This window comes from Eubacterium sp. ER2 (genome assembly GCF_000765215.1).
In the GTDB taxonomy this organism is placed as follows: Bacteria; Bacillota; Clostridia; order Lachnospirales; family Lachnospiraceae; genus Claveliimonas; species Claveliimonas intestinigallinarum.
This window is the reverse complement of sequence record NZ_JPJE01000013.1, coordinates 21495-37966: the sequence shown is the minus strand read 5'-3', so window position 1 is coordinate 37966 and position 16472 is coordinate 21495. Positions and strand designations below refer to the sequence as shown.

The 16472-nt window shown below is 54.4% G+C and carries 17 protein-coding genes; 1 reads left to right on the top strand and 16 read right to left on the bottom strand.

Annotated elements, in window-relative coordinates; genetic code table 11:
- Window positions 1–15 precede the first annotated feature (15 nt).
- The gene (locus NI21_RS0105415; protein WP_033125233.1) at window positions 16–978 is read left to right on the top strand and encodes a hypothetical protein; all 963 of its coding nucleotides are present in this window, start codon (window positions 16–18) and stop codon (window positions 976–978) included.
- A gap of 7 nt (window positions 979–985) precedes the next feature.
- Here NI21_RS0105415 and NI21_RS0105410 read toward each other — a convergent pair whose 3' ends face one another.
- From NI21_RS0105410 to ruvB, 16 genes are all read right to left on the bottom strand, one after another.
- Window positions 986–1612, bottom strand: coding sequence for an ATPase (locus NI21_RS0105410; protein ID WP_033125232.1), 627 nt, complete (start codon window positions 1610–1612; stop codon window positions 986–988).
- On the bottom strand, window positions 1609–2106 hold the full coding sequence (gene coaD, locus NI21_RS0105405; RefSeq protein WP_033125231.1) for a pantetheine-phosphate adenylyltransferase: 498 nt from the start codon (window positions 2104–2106) through the stop codon (window positions 1609–1611). Before coaD ends, NI21_RS0105410 begins: the two co-directional genes overlap by 4 nt.
- A complete protein-coding gene (gene rsmD, locus NI21_RS0105400; protein ID WP_033125230.1) occupies window positions 2100–2669 on the bottom strand; it encodes a 16S rRNA (guanine(966)-N(2))-methyltransferase RsmD in 570 nt (189 codons plus the stop codon). Before rsmD ends, coaD begins: the two co-directional genes overlap by 7 nt.
- Before the next feature lie 220 nt (window positions 2670–2889).
- The gene (locus NI21_RS0105395) at window positions 2890–3096 is read right to left on the bottom strand and encodes an alpha/beta-type small acid-soluble spore protein (protein WP_033125229.1); all 207 of its coding nucleotides are present in this window, start codon (window positions 3094–3096) and stop codon (window positions 2890–2892) included.
- Window positions 3097–3159: 63 nt separating this feature from the next.
- A complete protein-coding gene (gene recG, locus NI21_RS0105390; protein WP_033125228.1) occupies window positions 3160–5190 on the bottom strand; it encodes an ATP-dependent DNA helicase RecG in 2031 nt (676 codons plus the stop codon).
- A gap of 85 nt (window positions 5191–5275) precedes the next feature.
- A complete protein-coding gene (locus NI21_RS0105385) occupies window positions 5276–6961 on the bottom strand; it encodes a DAK2 domain-containing protein (RefSeq protein WP_033125227.1) in 1686 nt (561 codons plus the stop codon).
- 17 nt (window positions 6962–6978) lie between these two features.
- Entirely contained in the window at window positions 6979–7338 is a 360-nt protein-coding gene (locus tag NI21_RS0105380; RefSeq protein ID WP_033125226.1) for an Asp23/Gls24 family envelope stress response protein, read from the bottom strand.
- Between the two features lie 147 nt (window positions 7339–7485).
- Window positions 7486–7671, bottom strand: coding sequence for a 50S ribosomal protein L28 (gene rpmB / locus NI21_RS16330; protein WP_076777440.1), 186 nt, complete (start codon window positions 7669–7671; stop codon window positions 7486–7488).
- 342 nt (window positions 7672–8013) lie between these two features.
- Window positions 8014–8424, bottom strand: a complete 411-nt coding sequence (locus tag NI21_RS0105375; RefSeq protein ID WP_033125225.1) for a GerW family sporulation protein — start codon at window positions 8422–8424, stop codon at window positions 8014–8016.
- 21 nt (window positions 8425–8445) lie between these two features.
- Window positions 8446–9492 carry a DUF2953 domain-containing protein gene (locus tag NI21_RS0105370; protein ID WP_033125224.1) on the bottom strand — a complete coding sequence of 349 codons (1047 nt, stop codon included), beginning with the start codon at window positions 9490–9492 and terminating at the stop codon, window positions 8446–8448.
- A 1-nt stretch (window position 9493) separates the two neighbouring features.
- Complete coding sequence (locus tag NI21_RS0105365; RefSeq protein WP_033125223.1) at window positions 9494–9817, bottom strand: hypothetical protein; 324 nt, start codon at window positions 9815–9817, stop codon at window positions 9494–9496.
- 18 nt (window positions 9818–9835) lie between these two features.
- Window positions 9836–11302 carry a peptidoglycan D,D-transpeptidase FtsI family protein gene (locus NI21_RS0105360; protein ID WP_369792773.1) on the bottom strand — a complete coding sequence of 489 codons (1467 nt, stop codon included), beginning with the start codon at window positions 11300–11302 and terminating at the stop codon, window positions 9836–9838.
- Complete coding sequence (locus tag NI21_RS0105355) at window positions 11217–12692, bottom strand: FtsW/RodA/SpoVE family cell cycle protein (protein WP_033125222.1); 1476 nt, start codon at window positions 12690–12692, stop codon at window positions 11217–11219. Before NI21_RS0105355 ends, NI21_RS0105360 begins: the two co-directional genes overlap by 86 nt.
- Before the next feature lie 8 nt (window positions 12693–12700).
- On the bottom strand, window positions 12701–14923 hold the full coding sequence (locus tag NI21_RS0105350) for a U32 family peptidase (protein WP_052083962.1): 2223 nt from the start codon (window positions 14921–14923) through the stop codon (window positions 12701–12703).
- A 54-nt stretch (window positions 14924–14977) separates the two neighbouring features.
- Window positions 14978–15391, bottom strand: coding sequence for a cell division protein ZapA (gene zapA / locus NI21_RS0105345; RefSeq protein WP_033125221.1), 414 nt, complete (start codon window positions 15389–15391; stop codon window positions 14978–14980).
- A 67-nt stretch (window positions 15392–15458) separates the two neighbouring features.
- Window positions 15459–16466, bottom strand: coding sequence for a Holliday junction branch migration DNA helicase RuvB (gene ruvB, locus NI21_RS0105340; RefSeq protein ID WP_033125220.1), 1008 nt, complete (start codon window positions 16464–16466; stop codon window positions 15459–15461).
- Window positions 16467–16472: the final 6 nt, after the last annotated feature.

Genomic DNA, 16472 nt, shown 5'->3' with positions numbered 1-16472 from the left:
CCGAGGTGCCTGTCCATGAAACGCCGTCTCTTCACGCTGGCCGTCATAGTATTTTTCTTTATTATGCTCCTCTTTCCGGGCCCCGTGTTCAGGGGGGCAAGCCAGGGGATCCTGCTCTGGTTTCAGACTGTCCTTCCCACTCTTCTCCCCTTTATGATCGCCGCCAACCTGATGGTTCGGACAAATGCAGTCCACTGCATCTCCCGGCTGGCAGGAGGGCTTCTGGGCAGGGCGCTGAAGGTGTCGGACTGCGGGGCCTTTGCGGTTATAGCCGGTTTCCTGTGCGGCTACCCCATGGGCGCCAAAGTGACGGCAGACCTTCTGCGGGAGGGGAAAATCTGCCGGGAGGAGGCTGCCTATCTTCTGTCCTTTTGCAACAACACAAGCCCTATGTTCATTGTCAGCTATGTGGTCATGCAGAACATCGGTAAGCAGGCTCTGTTTGTCCCTTCGGTGGCCATCCTCCTCCTCTCCCCTCTCCTGTGCAGCCGCGTCTTTTACCGGATATTCCGGGGGAGATGGGCGCCGGGCCTGGACCGGCGGGGAAAATTCAAAAGCCCTCCCGGCGCCAGGAGCGCGCCCTTCTCCTTCGACGTGCTGGACGCCTGTATTATGGACAGCTTTGACTCCATCACAAGGGTGGGAGGGTACATTATGCTTTTTTCCGTCTTCACGGAGCTGGCTTTTCTGCTCCCGGGAACCGGAGGTTCCCTGTCAGTGTGCCTCTTTTCTTTTCTGGAGATCACGGCGGGCGTTCCCATGCTGGCTGCTCTCCAGGTATCCTTCCCTCTGCGGTGGGTACTGGTCATGGCCCTCACCTCCTTCGGAGGCTTCTGCGCGTCCGCCCAGACCTACAGCATGATCCAGGGGACAGGACTGAGAATTTCCGCCTATCTGACAGAAAAGCTGGCCACCGCAGGGGTGACCAGCTGTATGTGCGCTGTCTTTCTCTATGTATCCGAAAGGGGACTGCTGTAGGCTTTGCCTACTCCAGCTCTATATCGTCCTCTTCGTAGTCCTCCTCCGGCTCCTCGGGAGTGCCGTACTCAGCCTCCAGCCCTCTTGAGGACTGATCCGGGATCTCCAGCTCAGAGCGGTTGTTGCGGACCATGTCGTAGCACTCCTGGAGGGAGTTGACAAGTCCGTCGTATTTGGTAGTGTAGCTGTCCAGCGTGTGGCCGATGATACTCTCCGCGTTTGCCAGCAGGTCGTCTGTGTACTGCATGGCGCCGATGCGGATGTCGTTGGCATCGTTTGTGGCATTGTCCAGTATCTGCTGAGCCTGCTCTGTGGCGGCGGTGACGATCTCATTTGCCTGGGCGTAGGCCTGCTGCATGATCTCGTGCTCGCTGACCAGCTCGGATGTCTGAATCTGGGCCTCCTGGAGCATGCTGTCAGCCTTTGCCTGGGCGTCGGCCAGGATGGCATCTTTATTTGCAATGATCTTCTGATAGCGCTTGATCTCGTCCGGAGTCTTCATGCGGAGTTCGCGGAGAAGCTCGTCTATCTGATCCTTGTTTACAATGATCTTAGTGGTGGACAGAGGCTGAAATTTGCAACTGTCGATGTACTCCTCGATCTCTTCGATAATCTGTTCAATACGGCTGCTCATAATTTACACTCTCCTTTTTTATCCATTTTTTCCTGCATCCGCTCTATCACGATATGAGGCACAAACTGTGAGATGTCTCCCCCGAAAGCGGCCACTTCCTTCACTGTGCTGGAGCTCAGGTAAGAATACTCCAGGCTGGTGGTCAGGAAGATCGTCTCCAGCTCCGGCTCCAGCTTGTGGTTGGTCTGGGCCATCTGGAGCTCGTACTCGAAATCGGTAATGGCACGAAGTCCCCTTACTACCATCTGCGCTTCCATTTTTCTCACAAATTCTACCAGCAGTCCCTCAAATGGAATGACTTTTACATTTGGAATATTTTCCACTGTTTTCTCTAGTATTTTAACACGTTCTTCTACGGAAAACAACGGACTTTTTGCGTTATTTACCAATACTCCGACGATTAATTCGTCCACCAGTTTCGCGGATCTGGTTATGATGTCCAGATGGCCGAATGTGACCGGGTCAAAGCTGCCCGGATAAACCGCTCTTAACATATCTCTTTCCTCCCTGACGGCTCTATGAACACGTGCTTGTTTGTCTTGTACACTTTCTCCTTTATGATCTGAAATCCCAGGTCATCCAGATAGTCGAAGGAAGTCTCCCTGGAGGCCTCCACGATGATCACCCCCTGGTGGGCCAGAAGGTCGGACTCTGACAGGTAGGTGAGAACCTGCTTTTCCAGCTCCCTGTTGTAGGGTGGATCCATGAAAATATAGTCAAACTGCTTCTCCCCCTCCAGGCGGTAGAGGGCCGTCATTACGTCAGAGGAGATGGTGAGGGCCCTGCGCTCCAGGCGGGTGTGCTTCAGATTGTCCTTGATGCAGGCCATGGCCTTTGGGTTCTTCTCCACGAATACAGCCTCCATGGCGCCCCGGCTTAGGGCTTCGATGCCGATCCCGCCGCTGCCGGCAAAGAGATCCAGAAAAATACAGTCATAGAGGTAGGGGGCCAGCATATTAAAGAGAGTCTCCTTTATGCGGTCCGTTGTGGGACGGGTGTCAAGCCCGTCCAGGGTTTTCAGCTGCAGGCTCCGCGCGGTCCCGGCGATCACACGCATGAAATCACATCCTTTTACTTCATTTCAGACGTAATACTTTTAAAAAGTATTACGTCTGAAATTATACTAACTGGTGCATAATTGTGTCAACAGGAATAAACAAAAAGCACCCGACAGATATTATTTCAATCTGCCGGACGCTTTTCGGTTTCATATTTCAGAATTTTCGCAGGTATTGATACACTTTTTTTCAGATACCGTTTTGAGCTGGATTTTCAGCCTATTTTCCGGCCATCTGTCTCTCCTGCTGCTCGATCATCTTCTTTACCATATATCCGCCAACAGAGCCGTTCTGTCTGGAAGTCAGGTCGCCGTTGTAGCCGTCTGTGAGCGGTACGCCAAGCTCGCTTGCCACCTCGTATTTGAATTTGTCCAGTGCGCCCTTTGCCTCAGGCACTGCTGCTTTGTTAGATGAACGATTAGTCATTTTTATACTCCTCCTTTTTTGTAACATTTTGTTTTGTTGTTACACCGATAGTATATGGAGGATTTACAATATTACACTAGTATTTCCTGCATGCTTTTCCATTTTTTTCAACCATTCGGAGCCGGCGGCCTCCGGGGAAGAGACGGCCTCGTTCGCCATCTGAAGGAGCCGTGCGTCCTGGAACACATCCCCTAGCTTAAAGTTCATCAGGCCGCTCTGGCGGATGCCGAACAGATCCCCAGGTCCCCGCAGCTTCAGGTCCTCATCCGCTATCTTGAAGCCGTCGTTGCTTTTGTTTAAAATGTCCAGCCGCTTCTTCGTCTCCTCGTCGTGGGAGCCGGTCATGAAAATGCAGTAGGACTGGTATTTTCCACGGCCCACACGTCCCCGCAGCTGATGGAGCTGGGCCAGTCCGAAGCGCTCCGCGTTCTCCACCATCATGACCGTGGCGTTGGGCACGTTGATACCCACCTCGATGACTGTGGTGGAGACGAGGACCTGGATCTGGCCGCTGCCAAACCGCTCCATGATCTCATCCTTCTGGGCCTGTTTCATCTTCCCGTGGAGGTAGTCCACGGTGATGCCCTCTCCCAGCTCCTCCTGCAGCATGGCGGCGTAGTCCGTCACATTTTCCACCTCCAGGTGCTCGCTCTCCTCCACCATGGGGCAGATAATGTAGCACTGGCGCCCTTCTTCCACCTGCTTTTCTATAAAGCGGTAAGCGGTCTTCCGGTAGCCTGTGTCCACCACGCAGTTCTTGATGGGCAGCCGGTCAGAGGGCAGCTCGTCGATGACGGAGATGTCCAGATCCCCGTACAGAATGATGGCCAGCGTCCGCGGAATGGGGGTGGCGCTCATGACAAGGATGTGGGGCATCTGCCCCTTCTGTGCCAGCATCTCCCGCTGCTTTACCCCGAATCTGTGCTGCTCGTCCGTGACCACCAGGGCCAGATTTTTGTAGCCCGCCTTTTGCTGGATGAGGGCGTGGGTGCCGATGATGATCTGTGCTGTCCCGTCCTCCATCCGCTGGTAGGCCTCCCGCTTTTCCCTGGCGGTCATGGATCCGGTGAGGAGCTCAGTCCGGATGGGGATGTTGTATTCCCTGAGAAGAGAAGTGATGGACTCATAGTGCTGTTTGGCCAGCACCTCAGTAGGCGCCATGAGCGCTCCCTGAAATCCGTTCAGTGCCGCTGTCATGAGAGCCAGCAGGGCGATGACCGTCTTCCCGGAGCCCACGTCTCCCTGGACAAGCCGGGACATGGAGTAATCCCTCTGCATATCTGCCAGGATCTCTCCCCAGACCCGCCTCTGGGCCCCGGTGAGCTCATAGGGCAGCTTCCGGATAAAATCATCCACCTGGGGCTTGGGCTCGATGTGAAAATCATTGCGGGCCCGGTCCGTCTCCTCCTTCAAAAGCCGCAGGGAGCAGATAAACTGGGCGAATTCCTCGAACACGAGCCTGTTCCTGGCATGGTAGTACACGTCCTTGTCTTCGGGAAAATGAATTCCTCTCAGCGCATAGTTATACTCTGCAAGCTGGTACCTGAGCCGCAGGGACTCGGGCAGCAGCTCCCGCTCCAGGGGAAGACTGTCCAGCGCCTGGCGGACTGCCTTCATGACCGCATTGTTGGACAGGCCGCTTGTCAGCGGATAGACCGGCTGCATGGTATTCAGCTTCTCTTCATATTTTGAGGAAGGATAAAAGATCTCCGGGTGCTCCATGACAAGGCCGCTCTTTTTCCTGGACACAAGTCCCCGCAGAGTGATGACTCCACCCTTTCCCAGCGTATTCCGAAGAAAAGGCATGCGGAACCAGACCACCTTCAGAGTGCCGCTGATATCTTTTACATGGAGCGTGGTCACCTGCATGGAGCGGTTCCCGGACACCTGAACCCTGCCGAAGATGGCCCCGGTGACAGTCTGCACCTTTCCCTCCACAATCTCGCTGACAGGCACCGCCTCCTCGTACACGTCGTATCCTCTGGGATAGTACTGGATCAGGTCTCCCACCGTGTGGATGCCCACCTTTATAAAAAGTTTTTCTGTCTTGTCTCCGATCCCCTTCAGCTCATGGACCGGTGTCAGTTTGTTCATACCTCATTCACCTGCTCTTGGTTTTGTCTCCGGACAAAGAAATAACAGGCAAAATCATGCCTGCTATCTCTCTTTTGTTCTCTCTTTATTCTACAGCCAGCACGTAGTAGTAGATAGGCTGTCCGCCGTAGTGTGCGTCCACATCCACATCCGGGTATTTCTCCTCGATCTCAGCCACAAACCTCTGGGCGTCCTCCTCCTTTACTTCCTCGCCGTAATACAGGCTGATAAGCTCAGAGTCCTCGTCCACAAGCTGCTCCAGCATGTCCCTGGTAGTCTCCTCAATCTGAGTGCCCACCGCGATGATGCCGGCGTCGCCGATGCCCATGATATCTCCCTCGTGGATCTCCTTGTCATCGATCTTTGTGTCCCGGACAGCGTAGGTCACCTGCCCGGACTTCACATGGCTGATGGCATCCAGCATGGCCTCCTCGTTGGCCTTGCTGTCCGCCTCTGGCATAAAGCTGATGATGGCTGTGATGCCCTGGGGAACTGTCTTGGTGGGGATGACGATGATCTCCTTATCCTTCACAAGGGCCTTGGCCTGGTTGGCTGCCAGAACAATGTTCTTGTTGTTGGGAAGGATGAAAATGGTGTCTGCGTTCACATGATCCACAGCGTTGAGCATATCCTCGGTGCTGGGGTTCATGGTCTGGCCGCCCTCGATGATATAGTCGGCTCCCAGCTCCCGGAAAATCTCGTTCAGGCCCTCGCCGATGGAGACTGTGATAAATCCCATGGGCTTCCTCGGCTCTGCCGCGGCGGCCTTCTCCTCCTCTTCCTTCTGCTGCTTTGCCAGCTTCTCAGCATCGCGAATCAGCTTTTCCTGATGCTCCTCGCGCATATTGTCAATCTTGATGCGGGAGAGCTGTCCGTAGGTGAGGGCTTTCTGGATGGCAAGTCCGGGATCATTGGTGTGAACATGTACCTTCACCACGTCCTCGTCAGCCACACAGACGATAGAGTCGCCGATGGACTCCAGATAGGCCTTGAACTCGTGCTCATCCGCATCTGTAAATTCTTTTTCCGTCATGATAATAAATTCCGTACAGTAGCCAAACCGGATGTCCGCCGCAGACTCGGCGGCAACCTTCTGCTGCCCGGCTGCTGTCGCGCCGCCTCCCTCGGATGTGAGGGCGCTGTAGTCGACCTCCTTGCCCAGGAAAGCGTCGTAGGCTCCCTTCAGGACCTCCATAAGACCCTGCCCGCCGGAGTCCACCACACCAGCCTCCTTCAGCACAGGAAGCATGTCCGGTGTCTTTGCCAGAACCGCATCCCCCTCCTCGATGAGGGCGGGGATAAACACCTCCAGGTCATCGGTAGTCTCCGCCAGCTCCTTCGCTTTGTCCGCAATGCCCCTGGCGACAGTGAGGATGGTCCCTTCTTTGGGCTTCATGACCGCCTTGTAGGCCGTGTCCTTGGCCCGCTCACAAGCGGCTGCCAGATTTTGTACATTGATCTCCTGTTCGTCCCGGAGAGCCTTTGTAAACCCTCTCAAAAGCTGGGATAAGATCACGCCGGAGTTCCCCCTTGCCCCTCGCAGGGAGCCGGATGAGATGGCCTTTGCCAGAGACTTCATGTCCATGTCGGCAAGCGCTGTCACTTCCTTTGCCGCCGACATAATGGTCAGCGACATGTTCGTACCCGTGTCGCCGTCCGGCACGGGAAATACGTTGAGTTCGTTGATATATTCCTTCTTCGCCTCAATATTCTGCGCCCCGGCGAGAAACATCCTGGCGAGCATATCCACACTTATAGAATTTGTAGCCACTTAAAAGTCCTCCTTAACTAATCGATGACTCTGACGCCTTCGATGTAGATATTGATTTTATCCACCGGCATACCGGAAAATTCTTCCACCCTGTACTTTACATTGCTGATCAGGTTGTCCGTGACAGCAGAAATGCTCACGCCGTAGGACACGATCACATGGAAATCGATGGTGATCCGGTTGTCATCCGATATGGTAACCTGGATGCCGTGGGTGAGGCTGTCCTTTTTCAGCAGCCTGACAAGACCGTCCTTCATATTGACAGCCGCCATGCCGACGATGCCGAAGCACTCAACGGCAACAGTACCCGCATATTTCGCAATCACTTCAGGATTTACTGTTATGATACCAAGATCTGTGCTCATGCTTCCCTTCATATAATTCCCTCCAATGTTCTATTTTCATACTTTCTTAAAAGTCTGCTTAACAAAAATATTATACTCTGTTTTCCATTGTTTTACAACAAAAAAAGACTAACTTCCCACGTCTGTATGGGGAAATTAGCCCTCTTTCTTACTCGCTGATTAAGCACGCTCTACTTTGCCGGATTTTAAGCAAGAAGTACATACATACATTCTCTTTGCTCCGCTCTCTGTTTTTACACGCACAGATTTTACGTTTGATTTCCACATTTTCGGTGTCTTTCTATGAGAGTGGCTGACACTGTTTCCAAAGTGAGCACCCTTTTCGCAAATAGCACATTTCGCCATGACTGCACCTCCTAACGCTCATAATAAGTCCGTTCTCCAGACTCGCAACAATGATATTCTATCAGAAGAATTTTCAAAATGCAAGCATTTCTTTTTGATTTTCCAAAATATTTCTCATTTATCGTCCCTGCAGCAAAAAAACAGCTCATATGCCGCCAGCAGACACAGGATAATGCACAGTACTTCCACAAACATATTGGGAAGCCAGATACTGATCAGAACCCCGACAGCAATCCAGAACAAGGCAAAGCCAGCCACCCGTTTCATAAGGGCACCGCCCCTTCCGCAAGGCCTCTTCCTTCTATGCTTATTCGCTCCCGCCGCCGTTCAGAACCCGGACAGTTACTTTTTCTCCTCTTCCGCCTCGTCCAGGATATCGTTCAGATCGTCCTCTGACATCTTGCCGTTTCCCTTTGCGGCAAAGCGATCCAGCACGTCGGGCACCATGTCCAGGAGCTTGGTGATGGTATCCTGGTTCTTGATATTCACCAGTCTCGTGGTGCCGTTCTGGATGACAAGGACAGCGCTTGGAGTCATCCTGCCGCCCAGGCCTCCCGCCCCCTTCTCCTTCTTCTCACCGCTCTTGTCCCCGTTAAAGGCGCCGGCCCCCACGGCGAAGGATACATCCACAAGGGGAAGGATGATGGTGTCATTGATATGGATGGCGTCCCCCACTACTGTCCTGGAAGAGATGACCGCATCCATTCCGTGAAACAGCGCCTCCACAGTCCCTTTGAAATTATTGTCAGCCATATTCGTTAACCTCCTGTATTTTTACGCTTTCGCCCGCAACAATCCCCGTATATCCCGGTAGGTCTCTCTCACCGCTCTGCGCCGCAGCACCTGAAAAGCCGCAAAGACAAGGCTTGCCACATACAGCCGTCCCCGCAGCACGGCTTTTCCCCGAAAGATCCGCTCCTCAAAATCAGGCTCCACCCGGACGTCTCCCGGGAGAAAGGGGTAGAGCACGGCAATTCCTGCCAGCAGCTGTCCCGTGTGGTATGGGTCTTCAAAGCCGAAACGCGCGGACAGGCTGAACTGTTTGGGCAGGACGCTCCCGAGAAGGCGGATACATTCCTTTTTCACGACATCAAACGCTTTTTTATGGGTCTCGTTGCTTAAAAACGCTGCAATCTGTTCTTTTTTTTCAGTAATCAGATTTATTTTATCACAGATCTTCTTAAAAGTACATTTTATCTTTTTAATGATCTGCCGAAGGCGCCGGCATATTTTTTCAGCTGTCCGGCGGAGCTTACTGTGCCCCCTGTCAGCCTGGGCGCCCTCTTTTTCATCATGCGCAGCGTCTTTTTCAATCCGGGCGCCTCTCTCCAGCCCTTTTTCTTCATGCGCTTTCTCAGCCTGCGCAGCTGCCTTTGCAGGCGCCGGAACTGCCTCTGGCGCTTCTTCAGCTTTCTCAGCTCCCTGCTGATCCTTTTCACGTTCTTCTTCATGCTTTTCCTCCTTCTGCCGGTCCCTGCTCTCATCCTTTACCGGCCTTTCCTCTTCCGCCTTTTCCTCTTCCGCCGCTTCCGGCTCGGACTCCCGGCCCTTGGCCCGCGCTCCGCCCAGCTTCTTCCAGGCGATCCGGCCCTTTACAGAGGCATTTCCGTCCCGGAGCACAAACCGCAGCTCAACCAGGCCGAACAGCCAGCTGATCCGCCCCTGGGCCCGCAGGTCTCTCTGCCCGCCGTCCCACTTTGCGGCGCCCTGGTAACAGAAGGGCACAAAGAGGACGATAAGGAGCGCTAATATGAGTATGCCCAGTATAGCTGCCAATATGATGCCTGCAATTTTTAAGATCAATAATAAAATGTGAAGCATATTACTCTTCCTGTTCCCTGTGGTGTATGTATCCGCACAGATCTGTTCCCATGAGGGCGTCAAAGGTCTCCTGGGCGATCCTGCGCACCAGCTCCAGAGCGTCATCGTAGTCTCCGGCTATGCCCGCGACGAGCAGCCCCTGGGATGGGTAGCCCTTCTGCAGAAGCTCCGCAGAGGAGAGGATCTCCAGCCTCTCCTGCCCGTAATCGCACAGGGCGATGAGATACACCGGCACCTGAAGCTTCCCGCGGCGCAGCCGGTGCATCACTTTTCTCTTCTTTTTTTCCATCCCTTCTGACAGATACAGATGCCTTGCGAATTTCATGGTAAACAAGCCCTCTTCCTACTGATTATAATAATAGCTGTCCAGGATCTCTTTTGCAACATCTACCGCCCTTGTGCCTCCGTCGGACTGCTCCACGATCACACAGATAGCGAGCTCGGGGTTGTCTACGTCTGAAAATCCCACGAACCAGGAGTGGTTTTTGGAGGAGTCCCCGTCCGCGTACTCGGCGGTTCCGGTCTTGCCGGCCACGCTGTAGCCTGAGCCGGAGAATACGGAGCCCGTACCGTAATCTGTCACATCCTGCATGTACTCCTTCAGCTGAGCCGCCTCCTGGGAGGTCATGAGAGACCCGTAGCTGTCAGGAGACGCCTCTCTGACAATGGAGCCTGTATAGTTGGTCACCTGCTCCACCAGGTAGGGGCGCATCAGATTGCCCCCGTTTGCGATGGCAGAGGTGATGAGGGCCATATGGTAGGGGCTGACCTGGGTCTCCCCCTGTCCCATGGCTGTCATCATCCGGTCTGAGGCAGAGGCGCCGCTCTTCAGGGAAAAGCTGCTCTTGACCGGGGAGATATCGTTTCCCGGAAGGCTCTTGTTGAAGAGCAGATCCTTGGCTGTGCCCCGGTAGCTGGAAATATCCAGCGACAGGCCGATGTTGCAGAAGGATGAGTTGCAGGAGTAGGCGAAGGAGTCCGCCAGACTGACGGTCCCGTGGACCTGTCCTCCCGCGCAGGGAATGGTCACTCCATCGTAGGTAATGGAGCCGTTGCAGGTGTAGGAGTAGCTGTCGTAGTCCGCGTGCTCCCGCATGTACTCCAGAGCGGTCACGATCTTGAAGGTGGAGCCAGGCGCGTACTGTCCCTGGATGGCCCGGTTTAAAAGACGGCTGTCCGGATCGCTGTTCAGGGCGTCCCAGTTCTGCTCCACTGTGTTGGGGTCAAAGTCCGGCTTGGAGAGCATGGTCAGGATCTTCCCGGTTGTTGGCTCCAGGATCACCACAGCCCCCTTGTTGTCGCCAAGGGCATTGTAGGCTGCCTGCTGGAGGCTTGTATCCAGGGTAGTCACCACCGTGTCTCCCATATTTTTCTCATCCTGGAACTCATTGCGCAGCTTCTCCAGGAAAAAAGCGTTGGATGTTAGGAGCTCAAAGTTTTCCGTGGACTCCAGCCCGGATTTCCCCTGGGTATCGTAGCCAACCACATGGGCGTAGAGGCTGCCGTAGGGATAGCTGCGGTATTCGCTGCCGTCTTCTGCTGTCTGAGTGGAGGCCAGCACATTTCCGTCCTTGTCCAGGATGCTGCCCCGCACCACCCGGTCCGCCATGGAGTCCAGCCTGGGGTTGTAGGGACTGTTTATGATATCCTTGCTCTCCACAATATTGAAGTAGCCGATGTAGACCATCAGCACAAGGAAGAGAGCCACAAAGGCATAGGTCACCCTAGCGAACTCTTTGTTTGCTTCCCGCTTTTTCTTTTTTTCTTTCTTTTCCCGCTGTTTTAACTCTTTTTTGCCCTGACGGCTCATGGAGGCTTTTTCCTGCTGCTTCTTTTGGCGCTCTGCCTCTCTTCTGAGCTCGTAGCTTCTGTTCTTTTTTTCTTCTTTCAATGCTTTCTTCCTCGTCCTCTCTTAAGATGTAAAGTCCCTGGATGATCGCAAACATGATCAGCGTGCTGAGCATGGAACTCCCCCCGTAGCTGACAAGGGGCAGCGTCACGCCGGTGGACGGAATGAATTTGATCACACCGCCTACATTCAGAAACACCTGAAAGATGTAACAGGTTCCCAGTCCCAGCGCCACCAGCTTGTAGAACTGGTTGTGGAGCTGCATGGCAATGTTCAGGAACATAATGTAGCAGCTCACAAATATAAGGATGAGACAGAGGGCAAAGACAAGTCCAAGCTCCTCTGCGATGGCTGAGAAAATAAAGTCCGAGTCCCGCACAGGGATGCTCTCCGGAGAGCCCTGACAAAGCCCCATGCCGAACCAGCTCCCGGTACCGATGGCAAACAGCGACTGGGCCACCTGGTAGCCTCCGTTGTCGTAGGTGCCAAAGGGGTCTCTCCACACATTGACGCGGGTCCGCACATGGGCGAACAGGTAATACCCGGCCACCGAGGCGCAGGCCCCCGCTCCGATCCCGGCCAGCATGTAGAGGGGCTGCCTGGTGGCCACATACAGCATGACCAGATACACCACAAAGATGATGAGGGCCGCTCCCAGATCTGTGGAGATGACAAGGATCAGTACGTGGAGGGCCGCGATCATGGTGGTGATCACCACATTCTTAAACCGGGTGGACTCCTTCAGGCTGGCGGCCACATAGAATACGAAAATAATTTTCACCAGCTCCGATGGCTGGATGCTGATGCCGCCGATGGAAAAGCCAAGCTTGGCGCCGTAGGACACCTGTCCCAGCACCGCCACGACCGCGAGGGACGCCATACCGGCGATGGCGTACAGCTTCCGAAGCTTCGCCAGGCCCTTCACCTTTCGGATAATGACAGGTACCACAAGGCTCAGGGCAATGCCCGCAGCCGCAAAGACAAACTGCCGCATGGCGGTGCCGTAGTCCAGCCGTGTCAGCATCACGAGGCCGACACACAGGAGCATACACATATTGTTGACTACAAGCCGTGACACTCTCGGATAGATCTTCGTGTACAGAAGGATCGTCAGCCCAAAGAGCACCACCTGGGCAAGGTACAGCCCCGCTATCCGTATGTCATCCATCTCCAGATACAGCACAAGGAAGGCGATCAGATGGAAGAGGAACATAAGGACATTCTGTCTGCGCAGCATGGCCTGCTTCCTCTGCATATCGTGATAGCCGAATATCGTGAAGCACAGGTATGTGTACATGATGATCAGTATGATGATGAGATATTTCGAAAGCTCTACTATAATATTTACCAAAGTTTCACCTACTTTACTCCCCTTTTAAAATGGCCCCGTGTAAAGCCGCCCTCCCACCGGGGCGTTTCCTCTGTGGAAAGCCACTTCCGGAACTGCTCCAGCACCTCTCTTGTCTTCTCCTTGCTCTCCCACGTAAATCCGCACAGGAGAGCCGCCGGCGCCAGAGACTCAATCTCCTCCTTCTGGCCCAAAAGCACAAGAGGGTCTGTGTTATATATCACATTATAACAGTAAAGGCACTCACTGCGCACCATAAATTTCTTGTGGTACCGGTCTGTCATGGATGTCCAGCCCGCCTTCCCGGTACATCCCTTTGTGTGCTTGCGTATGCAGCCGGCGCTGACCATGACCGGGAGATAGCCGTACACAGGCAGGAGCATCCGGCTTTCCTCCAGGCTCTTCAGCTCCTGGGCGTTCAGCTCAAGGGGCGCCTCCAGAAAGCCGGCTCCCAGCTCCTTCCAGAACGCGGCTGCTCTCCGGTTCCAGGCGTAGGCGGAAGCCCCGGTATCCACAGGCTTTGAAAAGCCCGCTCTTTTCAAAAGCAGAAGGCTTTCCAGATTTTTCACCATAGCCCCGTCAAAATCCCGGGCCATAGCCTCCAGATTTCTGCTGTAGAAATCTTCCGCCTCACGGCGGCAGATCTCCGCCATGGAGGCATACACCTCCACCTGACGCTGCCGGGCCTTCGCAAGGAACTCATCCGCCTCTCCCCGGGCCCAGGCTGTATCGGAAAGATAGATCCTTTTCACGGCTGGGAAGGCAAGGGCGGACATGGCCTGCTCCGCGGACATGGCAGAGACAAAGAGGGGAATTTCTCCCAGAGACCTGTCCTGCCGGGACTTACCGATGGAGAGAGCCGGTTTATTTGAAAGCCCCGCTGCTGTCCCACCAGGCCTGCGGAACCTGCCGGTGATGCTGTCACTCAGTTTTTCCAGTCCCGCCCGCCGGAGTGCGTTGAGAGCCTGGAGAGGCAGAAAAACGTCTCCCTCTGTGCAGATCTCCAGATTTTGAAAGACGAATTCTGTATTTCCTGTCTTCCGGAGCTGCTTCAGGATCTGCTCCCTGGCTAAAGGCCTGCTCTGGGCCTCCTGCACTGTGTCTCCTGTGACAGTCACCTTCGTCATCTCTCCGTCAGGGCCGGAAGATAAAGTAAGTGTAGCACTTTTTCCGGGGGAAAGTATTAATTTCCCATTAATTTTTTCCTGCAATTGTCTTTCTCTCCCCTTTTTGGGGGAAGCTTCCCTCTGCGCCTGCGCCGGCTCAGGACGGCTCAGGGACAGCATCTCCCTGCCGTTGTGGCGGGTGTAGTAGCCGTCCGTGTAGCCCCGGCGCGTGTAGGCCTCCATGAGGGCTCTTTTGTCCTCCCGCGACACCTGGAAGCGCTCCCTGTCCCCGTTTAGGGCAGCCCAGAGGTCCGTGTACCTGCGGTACATGGCGGTGACCGTCTCCACGTAGGAGGGCTGCTTCATCCGACCCTCGATCTTAAAGGACGTGATGCCGGCCCGGATCAGCTCCGGGATCAGTTCGATGGCGCAAAGATCCTTCAGGCTTAAGAGATCCTGCTCCTTCTTTGCCTGCTCCGCCTTCCAGGGGAGACGGCAGGGCTGGGCGCACTGGCCCCGGTTTCCGCTCCGGCCGCCGATCATGCTGCTCATGAGGCAGCGACCGGAATAGCAGTAGCACAGGGCTCCGTGTACAAAGCACTCAATCTCCAGGTCCGTCCCCTCAGCGATCCGGCGTATCTCCCCAAGAGACAGCTCCCTTGCCGGGACCACCCTTGTGACGCCCCTCTCCTCAAGAAAGGATGCGCTGACCGAGCTCGTCACAGTCATCTGGGTGCTGGCATGGATGGGAAGAAGGGGGAATTCTTCTCTTATAAATTCCATCACTCCCATGTCCTGGACAATAACCGCGTCCAGCCCCTGCCGGTAAAAGGGGAGAAGGTAGTGGTAGAGCCGGTCAAATTCTCTCTCCTTGACCAGCGTGTTGACCGTCAGATAGAGCTTTTTCCCGTGGATATGGGCATAGTCAATCCCCTCCATGAGCTCCTCCTGGGTAAAATTGGTGGCAAAGGCCCTGGCTCCAAAGCAGGAGCCTCCCGCGTAGACCGCGTCAGCCCCCGCCTCGAAGGCGCACTTCAGTATGTCCAGAGAACCGGCCGGAGCCAGGATTTCCACAGGCCCGCCCTTCTGCCCGGGTTCTCTTTTTTTCGATCGGTTCGGATGCGTCATAGCTGTCCCTCCTCTCTTTTTATCCGCCATTTAAAAAGGCTGTCCCATGACAGCCTATTTTTTCTGATTGTTCTTCATCTCTGTTTCCAGTTTGACGATCTTCATCTGAAGCTCTCTGTTCTCCTCCTTCATCCGATCCAGAGTCTTCTCCGCGTTCTCCAGTTTAATCTGCACGGAGATGAGCTCGTGCTTCAGATCGTACATCTCTTTGTCCTTTGCCTCGATATCGCTCTCCAGCGTGCCACCCTGCTTCTTTGCCTTGAAGTAATCATCGGCAATGTTCAGCGCGAGAAGGATGCTCCTGGTCTCGGCGCTCTGCTTGCGGTATCCCTCGCTGTTCGTACACTCTTCCAATTTATGGTTCAGATAGGTGGACACTCTCTGCAGATACTCTTCGCTTTCAAATCCACTCAATGTGAATACCTTGCCCCCTATGAGAACTTCCGTATAATTTTTTGATGATGCCATAAATGACCTCCCGCCCTTTTACGTTTATCCTGCAATTCATTATAAACTATTTACATATAAAAACCAACTATTTTTCGATATTTTCAGGTGAAATTCCCAGATGCTCATAGCTGAGGGCCGTCACCACACGCCCTCTTGGCGTCCGCTGTATAAAGCCGTTCTTCAGGAGATAGGGCTCGTACACATCCTCGATGGTGCCCGCGTCCTCCCCAATGGAGGCAGCCAGTGTGTCAAGGCCCACCGGACCGCCCTGGAACTTCTCGATCATGGTGAGAAGGATGTTCCTGTCAATATGGTCCAGACCGTACTTGTCCACGTCCAGAAGGTCCAGCGCAAAGTCCGCTACCTCCTTTGTGATGACGCCGTCGTATTTCACCTGGGCAAAATCTCTCACCCGCTTGAGAAGCCGGTTGGCAAGACGGGGCGTCCCCCTGGAACGTCTGGCCAGCTCCATGGCTCCCGCCTCATCGATCTCCACCCCCAGCACAGAGGCGGAGTTCATGATAATGGTCTTCAGCTCCGACACCGTGTAAAATTCCAGGTGGTGGACTACCCCGAAGCGGTCCCTCAAGGGGGCAGTCAGCATGCCTGCCCTTGTGGTGGCTCCCACGAGGGTGAATTTGGGGAGGTCCAGGCGGATCGACCTGGCTCCCGCGCCTTTGCCGATGACAATGTCGATGGCGTAGTCCTCCATGGCCGGGTAAAGCACCTCCTCCACCTGCCGGTTCAGTCTGTGGATTTCATCCACAAAAAGCACATCCCCCTCCTGGAGATTGTTCAAAATGGCGGCCATCTCCCCCGGCTTCTCAATGGCCGGTCCGGAGGTGACCTTCAGATGAACGTTCATCTCATTGGCGATAATACCTGCCAGAGTCGTCTTTCCAAGGCCAGGCGGGCCGTAAAAGAGCACGTGGTCCAGCGCCTCCCCCCTGGCCTTTGCAGCCTCGATATAGATCTTCAGTGTGGCCTTTGCCTTCTCCTGGCCAATGTAATCCTTCAAATACTGGGGCCGGAGACTGTTTTCTATCTTAACATCTTCTTCCAGATTTTCTGTTGTGATAATTCTTCGTGTCATGTCTTC

Bases quoted from the DNA above. Each gene is read 5' to 3' on its own strand.
- NI21_RS0105415 (WP_033125233.1), top strand. From the start codon at position 16: ATGAAACGCCGTCTCTTCACGCTGGCCGTCATAGTATTTTTCTTTATT.
- NI21_RS0105410 (WP_033125232.1), bottom strand. From the start codon at position 1,612: ATGAGCAGCCGTATTGAACAGATTATCGAAGAGATCGAGGAGTACATC.
- coaD (WP_033125231.1), bottom strand. From the start codon at position 2,106: ATGTTAAGAGCGGTTTATCCGGGCAGCTTTGACCCGGTCACATTCGGC.
- rsmD (WP_033125230.1), bottom strand. From the start codon at position 2,669: ATGCGTGTGATCGCCGGGACCGCGCGGAGCCTGCAGCTGAAAACCCTG.
- NI21_RS0105395 (WP_033125229.1), bottom strand. From the start codon at position 3,096: ATGACTAATCGTTCATCTAACAAAGCAGCAGTGCCTGAGGCAAAGGGC.
- recG (WP_033125228.1), bottom strand. From the start codon at position 5,190: ATGAACAAACTGACACCGGTCCATGAGCTGAAGGGGATCGGAGACAAG.
- NI21_RS0105380 (WP_033125226.1), bottom strand. From the start codon at position 7,338: ATGAAGGGAAGCATGAGCACAGATCTTGGTATCATAACAGTAAATCCT.
- rpmB (WP_076777440.1), bottom strand. From the start codon at position 7,671: ATGGCGAAATGTGCTATTTGCGAAAAGGGTGCTCACTTTGGAAACAGT.
- NI21_RS0105375 (WP_033125225.1), bottom strand. From the start codon at position 8,424: ATGGCTGACAATAATTTCAAAGGGACTGTGGAGGCGCTGTTTCACGGA.
- NI21_RS0105370 (WP_033125224.1), bottom strand. From the start codon at position 9,492: ATGCTTCACATTTTATTATTGATCTTAAAAATTGCAGGCATCATATTG.
- NI21_RS0105365 (WP_033125223.1), bottom strand. From the start codon at position 9,817: ATGAAATTCGCAAGGCATCTGTATCTGTCAGAAGGGATGGAAAAAAAG.
- NI21_RS0105360 (WP_369792773.1), bottom strand. From the start codon at position 11,302: ATGAGCCGTCAGGGCAAAAAAGAGTTAAAACAGCGGGAAAAGAAAGAA.
- NI21_RS0105350 (WP_052083962.1), bottom strand. From the start codon at position 14,923: ATGACGCATCCGAACCGATCGAAAAAAAGAGAACCCGGGCAGAAGGGC.
- zapA (WP_033125221.1), bottom strand. From the start codon at position 15,391: ATGGCATCATCAAAAAATTATACGGAAGTTCTCATAGGGGGCAAGGTA.
- ruvB (WP_033125220.1), bottom strand. From the start codon at position 16,466: ATGACACGAAGAATTATCACAACAGAAAATCTGGAAGAAGATGTTAAG.